Source organism: Bradyrhizobium sp. 137 (genome assembly GCF_023074095.1).
Lineage (GTDB): Bacteria > Pseudomonadota > Alphaproteobacteria > Rhizobiales > Xanthobacteraceae > Bradyrhizobium.
The window spans coordinates 17,501-25,375 of sequence record NZ_JADPKU010000062.1; the positions used below are offsets into that span (position 1 = coordinate 17,501).

Annotated in this window: 9 protein-coding genes (1 of these 9 running past the window's edge); 2 read left to right on the forward strand and 7 right to left on the reverse strand. The window is 65.5% G+C overall.

The window, feature by feature from the left end; all coding sequences use genetic code 11:
• From IVA78_RS19190 to IVA78_RS19210, 5 genes are all read right to left on the reverse strand, one after another.
• Window positions 1-679: the 5' portion of a Gfo/Idh/MocA family oxidoreductase gene (locus IVA78_RS19190; protein ID WP_247467029.1), read on the reverse strand. Its footprint begins 635 nt before the window's first position; only the first 679 of its 1,314 coding nucleotides appear in the window; its start codon is at window positions 677-679; its stop codon lies beyond the left edge, outside the window.
• Window positions 680-846: 167 nt separating this feature from the next.
• The gene (locus IVA78_RS19195) at window positions 847-1,647 is read right to left on the reverse strand and encodes a phytanoyl-CoA dioxygenase family protein (protein WP_247276778.1); all 801 of its coding nucleotides are present in this window, start codon (window positions 1,645-1,647) and stop codon (window positions 847-849) included.
• A gap of 140 nt (window positions 1,648-1,787) precedes the next feature.
• Window positions 1,788-2,465 carry a GntR family transcriptional regulator gene (locus IVA78_RS19200; protein ID WP_247467031.1) on the reverse strand — a complete coding sequence of 226 codons (678 nt, stop codon included), beginning with the start codon at window positions 2,463-2,465 and terminating at the stop codon, window positions 1,788-1,790.
• A gap of 195 nt (window positions 2,466-2,660) precedes the next feature.
• Window positions 2,661-3,917: a M20/M25/M40 family metallo-hydrolase gene (locus IVA78_RS19205; RefSeq protein WP_247276776.1), complete on the reverse strand. Its 1,257-nt coding sequence runs from the start codon at window positions 3,915-3,917 to the stop codon at window positions 2,661-2,663.
• Window positions 3,918-4,001: 84 nt separating this feature from the next.
• Window positions 4,002-4,859 carry a sigma-70 family RNA polymerase sigma factor gene (locus IVA78_RS19210; RefSeq protein WP_247276775.1) on the reverse strand — a complete coding sequence of 286 codons (858 nt, stop codon included), beginning with the start codon at window positions 4,857-4,859 and terminating at the stop codon, window positions 4,002-4,004.
• Window positions 4,860-4,959: 100 nt separating this feature from the next.
• Here IVA78_RS19210 and IVA78_RS19215 point away from each other — a divergent pair, with 100 nt between their 5' ends.
• Complete coding sequence (locus tag IVA78_RS19215) at window positions 4,960-5,415, forward strand: carboxymuconolactone decarboxylase family protein (RefSeq protein WP_247299498.1); 456 nt, start codon at window positions 4,960-4,962, stop codon at window positions 5,413-5,415.
• Window positions 5,416-5,466: 51 nt separating this feature from the next.
• On the opposite strand, the gene IVA78_RS19220 is transcribed toward IVA78_RS19215, so the two are convergent.
• The gene (locus IVA78_RS19220; RefSeq protein WP_247276774.1) at window positions 5,467-6,279 is read right to left on the reverse strand and encodes an alpha/beta hydrolase; all 813 of its coding nucleotides are present in this window, start codon (window positions 6,277-6,279) and stop codon (window positions 5,467-5,469) included.
• Between the two features lie 2 nt (window positions 6,280-6,281).
• Window positions 6,282-7,100: an alpha/beta hydrolase gene (locus IVA78_RS19225; protein ID WP_247467034.1), complete on the reverse strand. Its 819-nt coding sequence runs from the start codon at window positions 7,098-7,100 to the stop codon at window positions 6,282-6,284.
• A gap of 135 nt (window positions 7,101-7,235) precedes the next feature.
• On the opposite strand from IVA78_RS19225, the gene IVA78_RS19230 reads away from it, so the two are divergent.
• Window positions 7,236-7,778: a methylated-DNA--[protein]-cysteine S-methyltransferase gene (locus IVA78_RS19230; RefSeq protein ID WP_247467037.1), complete on the forward strand. Its 543-nt coding sequence runs from the start codon at window positions 7,236-7,238 to the stop codon at window positions 7,776-7,778.
• Window positions 7,779-7,875: the final 97 nt, after the last annotated feature.

The following is a 7,875-nucleotide window of genomic DNA, read 5'->3' on the forward strand; positions in this document are numbered from 1 at the left end:
CGCAGGCATTGGCGATCGCGGCCATCTCGATCGCCGATTTGGTGCCGTCGAGGAAGGAGTTGAACATCTGCGGATTCATGCCGGCCGACTGCGCTTCGCCCGGAGTGAGGCCGTAATGCTGCCAGACGCCATCAGGCGTCACGTCATGATAGGCCGGCAGATATTTTGTGCCCTTGCCGGCGGCAACGACGCGGAAGCCAGTGGCCCGCGCCCAATCCACCATCTCCGCCGTCAGCGCCGGCTGGTCGCCATAGGCGAGCGAATAGACGACGCCGGCTTTTCGCGCTTCCTCTGCGAGCAGGGGGCCCGCCAGCACGTCGGCTTCGACATTGACCATCACGATATGCTTGCCCGCCGCAATCGCAGCGCGCGCATGCGTGATGCCGGCGGCGGGATTTCCGGTCGTCTCCACCACCACGTCCATCGCACCGCCGGCAATAGCGCGCACACCGTCATCGGTGAAGGTGGTCGCGGCGATGCGCGTCGAGTCCCAGCCGACGATGCGGCACGCCTCGCGGGCGCGGTCGCAATCGATGTCGATGATGACAGGCACTTCCAGCCCCGGCGTGTGCGGCACCTGCGCCAAAAACATCGAGCCGAATTTTCCGGCGCCGATCAGCGCGACACGAACCGGCTCGCCGGCGGACGCGCGGGCCTGGAGGAGACGGAAGAGGTTCATGGGGATATGTCCTGCGGAATGATCGTGTCCCGGACGCGGAGCAGCACGAAGTGCTGCTCCGCAGAGCCGGGACCCAGTGTAAGGGAATTCCGTGTCGGTGGGCCCCGGCTCAGCAGCGCATCACTGACGTGCTGCGCTGCGTCCGGGGCATGAGAGCATCCTACATCCTACTCCGCCGCCTGCCGCGGCGCACGCGCGAGCCGCAGCAGCGCGTCGTCCTCCACCGTCTTGATCGGTGTGAAATCGCGATGCGCGATGTAGTCCGGCCGCGTCGGGGTGCGGATGTAGTTCGAGACCGCATTCAGCGTCAAATACACGATTTTGCGCGGGTAGGGCGTGATGTTGCCGGCCGAGCCGTGCACGAGATTGCCGTGAAACATCAGCATGCCGCCGGGTTTGCCGGTGGGCGCCACGATGCCGCCCTGCTTGACGAGGCGTGTCACGGTGTCCTCGTCCAGCGTCCACAGCGGATAGGAGGTGGTGGCGAGGTCATGCGAGGCTTCGAGATCGCCGGCGTTCTGGCTGCGCGGCACCAGCATCAGGGGGCCGTTGATCGGCATCACCTCGTCGAGGAAGATCGCGATGTTCATCGCGCGCGGCTCCGGCATGCCGTCGTCGCGCTTCCAGGTGCCGTAATCCTGGTGCCACTGCCAGACGTCGCCGGTGAAGGCCGATTTCGCGTTGATCTTGAACTGGTGCATGTAGACCGGTTCGCCGAAGAGCTGCTCGACCGGCTCGATCATGCGCGGATGTGCGCCCAGGATGCGGAAGGCCTCGTTGTAGAGATGTGCGGCAAAGGCGGTGCGCGGCGCACCGCTCTTCTCGCGCCAGACCTCCGGCCGGTTGGTGTCATAGATGCCGACCGCCTCTCGCGCGAGCAGACCGACCTCCTCCTGGCTGAACAATTCGGGCAGGAACAGCCAGCCCTCGCGGTGGAAGAACTCCAATTGCTCTTGAGACAGTTTCATGGGTCGTCCTCCTGTTGTTTATTGTTGTCATTGCGGGGCGGTCCGCAGGACCGAACCCGGAATCCATTCATCCACAATCTCTGCCGCTCAATAGATTCCGGGCTCACACTTCGCGTGCCCCGGAATGACGGCGTTTGTGGTTACGCCGCAACCTCTTCCGTCGCCCTCAATCTCTCTTCGGTCATCCGTCCCGCCGTCTGCGCATGGGCCAGCGCCGCGCGTTCGGCAGCGTTCGCATCGCCCGCGAGAATGTGCTTGGCGATATCGGCATGCTCCGCCCAGGCGCTGGCGCGATAGTCGAGCTCGGACAGCACGGTCGCCATCGAGCGGCGCATGTGCGGCCATTGCGGCGCCATCGTCTCCTCGATCACGGGATTGCCGGCGAGCTGGTAGATCGCGCGATGAAAATCGACGTCGAGCCCGATGAGTTCGGCCAGCGTCGTGTTACGGTCGATGGGGCGTCCGGCGGCAAGCGCCGCCTCCAGCCGCGCGCGACCCGCCGCGTCCGTGCCTGCACGCTCGGCAGCAAGCCGGGCGGCGAGTGCATCGATGGCGCCGCGCACCTCGTAAAGCTGGCGGATGCGTGACGGGTCGAGCTGGGTGACCTCAAAACCGCGCTTGCCGCTCTCGGCGACGAGGCCCTGCCGGTGCAACAAATGCAGCGCGTGCGAGACCGGCTGGCGCGACACGCCGAGCTTGTCGGCGAGCTCGTTCTGCCGGATGCGCTGGCCAGGGGGCAGGGTGCGGTCGGAGATCGCCTCCAGGATCCGGGCATAGACCTGGTCGATCAAGTTCGGGAGTGGGTCGAGAGGGATCACGCCGGCAGCTCCGCGGCACCTGAAAACGGAATACGGAATTCCGTATTCGAAGCTACGCGGTGCGGCTGAGGGCGTCAAGCGGTACCATAGGATGGCCGCCTCTCATTTCGAAACGCGCTAAGCTATTGATATCGCTCGCGCCGTCTACTGTGCATGGGGTTGTTTTTCGAGAAAACGATCCGGCCCGGCGCCGTCCTACTTGATCTTGCCCTGCTCGATCAGCATCCGGCTCATCAGATAGAGCCGCGGCACGATCGAGTTGGTGTCGATGAACTCGTCGCGGGCATGATAGCCGAAGCCGGCGAGGCCGAAACTCTCGACCACGACCGCCTTGCCGCTGCGATTGGCGTAGCCGGCATCGGTGGCGCCTCCCGTCATCTCGGTGATGTCGAGCTTGCGGTCGATCTCGGCATAGATCGACTGTCCCACCTCGGCCAGCGCGCGGCCGCGACCGCTCGCGACGAAGGGCGGGCGGCCCGCTGTGATCGTCACCTTGGTTTCGGTGTCGGGAACGAGCTTCTCCTTCACCTTCTCGTCGAGCGCCGCCTGCAATTTGGCGATGCCATCGGGAATGGTGAGGCGGATGTCGGCGCCGGCCTCGGCCTTTTCCGGAATCTGGTTGCGTACGGTGCCGGCCTGCGCCGTGGTCCAGTTGAGCTGCGTGCCGGGGATCGACTTGGCGACGTCTTTGGTTTGCAGCAATTGATGGGCGAGCTCGATCAGCGCGTTGCGGCCGAGATCGGGCGCAGCGCCGGCATGCGAAGCGCGTCCTTTCACCTCCATCTTCGCCGTCGCGGTGCCGCTCGCCCCCAGCAGCAAGGAGTCGTTCTTTGCCGGAGGCGAAGCCGCCGTCGGCTCGCAGGAGAGCACGACGTCGTGCTGGTCGGCGAGCTCCGCGATCATCTCGCCCGACCCGATCGACCCCACCTCTTCGTCTGGATTGAACGACACGGTGAGCCTGGCATAGTCGTGCCAGCCGGCATCCTTCAGTATCTTGAGCGCATGCAGCACCACGGCGATGCCGCCCTTGTCGTCGGCGATGCCGGGGCCATAGATGCGGTTGCCGTCAACGCGGTACGGCTCGCTGGCGAGGACGCCGCGCTGATAGACCGTGTCCATATGCGCGATCAGCATCAGGTTTCGCGTGCCCGAGCCCTTGAACGTGGCGATCACCATATCGGCGCCTGTGCCGGCGGTGGTCTTGCGTCGCTCCGTGACGGCGCCAAGCGCCTTCAGGCGCGCTTCGGTGAAATCGGCCATCTTCTTCAAGCCTTCGGCGTCGCCGCTGCCACTCTCGATCATCACCATGTCACGCAGCGTCTCGATCAGCGGCGCCTTCTCCTGCTCGGCCGCGGCTTTCAGCTTCTCGTCGGCGGCCGCGACCGCGCTCGTGACGCCGGCGGCGAGACCGAGCAGCGACAGAGCAAGCAAGGGAGTGAGGCGGAATGTCATGAGGTGTCCTTTCCCGTTTCGAGCGGCGGCACCGCACGATCGGACGGAACCGTAACATCTAGGCAATCCGGATGCCACGTTTCGCTAGCGCTCAAGCACCTCCACATCGAGCGCCGCGATCCGCTCCGCATCGGCCAGCGCGTCGATTCCCGCGATCCGGTCGCCGTTGAAGGTAACACGAAGCGCGATGCGCAGATGTCCACCGAGGATGACGGCGACGCCGATCTCGCCGTCGACCAACGCGGTCCGTGCGGCCTGGGCGCGGCCCTTGTAGAGCTGCGCCACCGCATCGGCGCCGCGAATCTCGGGCAGCGAGCCGAGCCGCACCGCGGCTTGGTCGGCGCGGAATACGACGTCGGGATCGAGCACGGTCAGCAGGCCTTCGAAATCGCCTTCGCGCGACGCCTTGAGGAACGCATCGACGATTCGGCGCTGGTACGACAGGTCGGTCTCGGGCACCGGTGCGCCCTGCACCCGCCGCCGGGCGCGACTCGCGAGCTGCCGCGAGGCCTCGACCGAGCGGCCGACGATCGGCGCGATCTCCTCGAAGGGCACGGCAAACATGTCATGCAGCACGAACGCGAGCCGCTCCGCCGGCTGCAACGTCTCCAGCACGACCAACAGGGCGGCGCCGACGGAATCGGCCATCTCCGTCTCGCGCTCGCGCGTCTCGTCGATCGGCTCGGGCACGTGCGGGCCCATCGGATCCTCCCGGCGCGATTTCCGTGCGCGCAGCATGTCGAGGCAGATGCGCGCGACCACCGTCGTGAGCCAGCCGCGCAGGTTCGCGACATCGGACATGTCGTAGCGGCTGACCCGCAGCCAAGCCTCCTGCACGGCATCGTCGACCTCAGCACGGGACCCCAGCATCCGGTAGGCCACGGCGCGCAAATGGTCCCGGTTGGCCTCGAACTGGTGGCTGAGAAAATTTTGTTCGGTCATCGGTCACATTCCCTCATCGCGATCCGTCATGCCCATGACGAGGCCAATCCGGCCGATGTGACCGGAACCTTCGAAATTCAACAGACGGAGACGCAAGATGATGCACGCTCGCATGAATCACCCGGTGATGGTCCTGCCTGAGGCCATGAACCACCTTCAATCCATTGGCAACCTGACCAAACAGGGTCTGCCGGAAAAGCTCCTCGAACTGGTGCACCTGCGGGCCAGCCAGATCAATGGCTGCAGCGTCTGCGTCGATATGCACCCGAAGCTCGCCCGTAAGCTCGGTGAGACCGACGAGCGCCTGTTCGCCGTGTCCGCCTGGCGCGAAGCGCCCTATTTCACCGAGGCCGAGCGCGCCGCGCTGGCGCTGACCGAGGCGGTCACGCGCCTTGCCGATCGCGAAGATCCGGTGCCTGATGCGATCTGGAACGAGGCCGCAAAGCACTTTGACGAGCGCGAGCTCGCAACGCTGATCCTCGCGATCGCGACGATCAACGTCTGGAACCGGCTGAATGCGACGATCAAGATGCCGGTCGGCGTTTGGAAGGTGTGAGGCCCATTCCTTCGCCTTTCCCCGGACTCAGGGGAGGGGCGAAGAGCGCTCCTACTCCGCCAGGAATCTGTTCACCGCCTCGCCGAACTCAAGCGGCGCCTGTTCGAACATCCAGTGGCCGGCGTTCGGAATCACCGCCGTCTTGCTGCCCGCGATGTGCTCGGCGAGCACGCGCCACATCACCGACAGGCTTCCTGTCGTCGCGCCGCCGCCGATCAGCAGCGTCGGCGTCTTGATCGCCTGCGCATCGGCGAGCGTGTAGGGCTTGCGCTGCTCGTTGATCTGGCCGAGGAAAGTGATCGCGTTGTCGCGCAGTTGCTGCTTGGCCGCCGCAGGTACGCGCCGCCAGGAGCCGTCGCCTTCGATGCCGTCGTAAAAATTCTGCAGCGCGCCCTCAATGTCGCCGGCGCGGATCATCTCGACCGAGCGCGCCGTGCGGGCGGCGAGCGGCGGATGCGCGGGCGTGCCGGCGGGAACCGGCAGGCTGGCATCGAGATCGCCGCCCGGCTCGGCCAACACCAGTTTTCGCAACAGATCAGGCCGTATCTGCGCTACGCGGAAGGCGATGTGACCGCCGCGCGAATGCCCCATCAGGTCGACCGGTGCGGGCCTGACCTGCTCGATGAAGGCGATCACGTCGAAGACGTGCTGGGCCATCTTGTAGTCGTCGCCGACGGCATCCCAATGCTCGGGAAAGAAGTGCCGCAGGCTGACCGAGATCACGCGATGATGCCGCGACAGCGGTCCGAGCACCGAATACCAGGTGCGGAAATCCCCTAACGTGCCGTGCACGCAGACCAGCGGCGGACCGTCTCCGACTTCGAGATAGGCCATGTCGTAACCGTTGACGCGAAATGTCTGCATGATCAGCTCGCCAGAAAATCAAGGACCACTTCGGAGTATTTTTGCGGCGCTTGCTCGAACATCGGGTGCGTCGCGTTCGGGATGATCGCCGTCTTCGAATAGGGCACATGCGCCGCGAGCGCATGCAGCACCTTTGGCAGCAGGCCCTTGGTCCGCGCGCCCAGGATGAACAGCGTCGGCATTTTGATGGACTCCGCATCCGCCTTCGAGAACGGCGGGCGGTTGTCGCGGACCTGACCGATCAGCGTCATGGCGTTGTCGCGCAGATTTTGCTTCACCGTCGCCGGCAGCCGCGGCCAGGTGCCGGGGCCCTCCAGCGCGTCGACGAAGACGGCGAGGCCGCCGTCGACGTCGCCGGCCGCGATCCTCTCGGCCGATGCTGTAAAGCGCGCCAGCAGCGGCGAGGGGCCGCCGACATAATCGGGATCGAGGCTCGCATCGAGCTCGCCGCCCGGCTCGGCGAGGATCAGTCGCCGCAGCATATCCGGCCTCCGCTGCGCCACGCGGAAGCAGATGTGCCCGCCGCGGGAATGGCCCATCAGGTCGACCGGCCCGAGGTCGAGCTTCTCGACGAAGGCGATGACGTCATCGACATGCTGGGCGATCGAATAAGTGTCCCCGACGCCGTCCCAGCGCGCCGGGTAGAAGTGCCTCAAGCTGACAGCGATCACCCGGTGGCGCTGCGACAACGGGCCAAGCACGCAACCCCAGACGCGGAAGTCGTTCAGCGAGCCGTGCACGCAGACCAGCGGCGGGCCGCCCTTAGCTTCGCCCACGTCGAGATAGGGCATGTCGTATCCGTTGACGTGGAGGCTTTGCATTCTGGGCTCGCGCGAAGGAACAGGAACTCTGTGCAAGATTCCCGGAAACCGGGTGGATCGCAACTATTTCCAAGCCTAAATTCGAGCGGACAACACAATCGGGCATGCGACAAGGACGCAGCCAGGAACCAAGCCATGACTGACCAGCATTTTGCCCTGTTCGACACCAGGATCGGCCTGTGCGCCATCGCCTGGGGCCCGCGCGGCATCAATGGCACGCAACTGCCGATGGGCGGCGAGCAAAAGATCCGCACCCGTATCCATCAGCGTCATGCCGAGGCGACCGAAGGCGAGCCCACCGCCGAGGTGCAACAGGCGATCGATCGCATCGTCAAACTGCTCGCCGGCGAGCCCGATAATCTTACCGACATCCCGCTCGACCTCGACGGCGTGCCCGAGTTCAACCGCGGCGTCTACGACATCGCCCGCACCATCCCGCCGGGCAAGACCATGACCTACGGCGACATCGCCAAGCAGCTTGGCGGCGTCGAACTGTCGCGCGACGTCGGCCAGGCGCTCGGCCGCAATCCGTGCCCGATCGTCGTGCCCTGCCATCGCGTGCTCGCGGCCGGCAACAAACCCGGCGGCTTCTCGGCGAATGGCGGCGTGGTGACGAAGCTGAAGATGCTCGAGATCGAAGGCGCGCTGGTGAACCACACGCCGAGTCTGTTTGATTGAGGGGTGCCACCCTCCGCTGGAGGGGGAGGGTGGCACCCCTCAATCAAACAGACTCGGCGTGTGGTTCACCAGCGCGCCTTCGATCTCGAGCATCTCC

Bases quoted from the DNA above. Each gene is read 5' to 3' on its own strand.
- IVA78_RS19230 (WP_247467037.1), top strand. From the start codon at position 7,236: ATGACTGACCAGCATTTTGCCCTGTTCGACACCAGGATCGGCCTGTGC.
- IVA78_RS19205 (WP_247276776.1), bottom strand. From the start codon at position 3,917: ATGACATTCCGCCTCACTCCCTTGCTTGCTCTGTCGCTGCTCGGTCTC.
- IVA78_RS19225 (WP_247467034.1), bottom strand. From the start codon at position 7,100: ATGCAAAGCCTCCACGTCAACGGATACGACATGCCCTATCTCGACGTG.
- IVA78_RS19220 (WP_247276774.1), bottom strand. From the start codon at position 6,279: ATGCAGACATTTCGCGTCAACGGTTACGACATGGCCTATCTCGAAGTC.
- IVA78_RS19195 (WP_247276778.1), bottom strand. From the start codon at position 1,647: ATGAAACTGTCTCAAGAGCAATTGGAGTTCTTCCACCGCGAGGGCTGG.
- IVA78_RS19215 (WP_247299498.1), top strand. From the start codon at position 4,960: ATGCACGCTCGCATGAATCACCCGGTGATGGTCCTGCCTGAGGCCATG.
- IVA78_RS19210 (WP_247276775.1), bottom strand. From the start codon at position 4,859: ATGACCGAACAAAATTTTCTCAGCCACCAGTTCGAGGCCAACCGGGAC.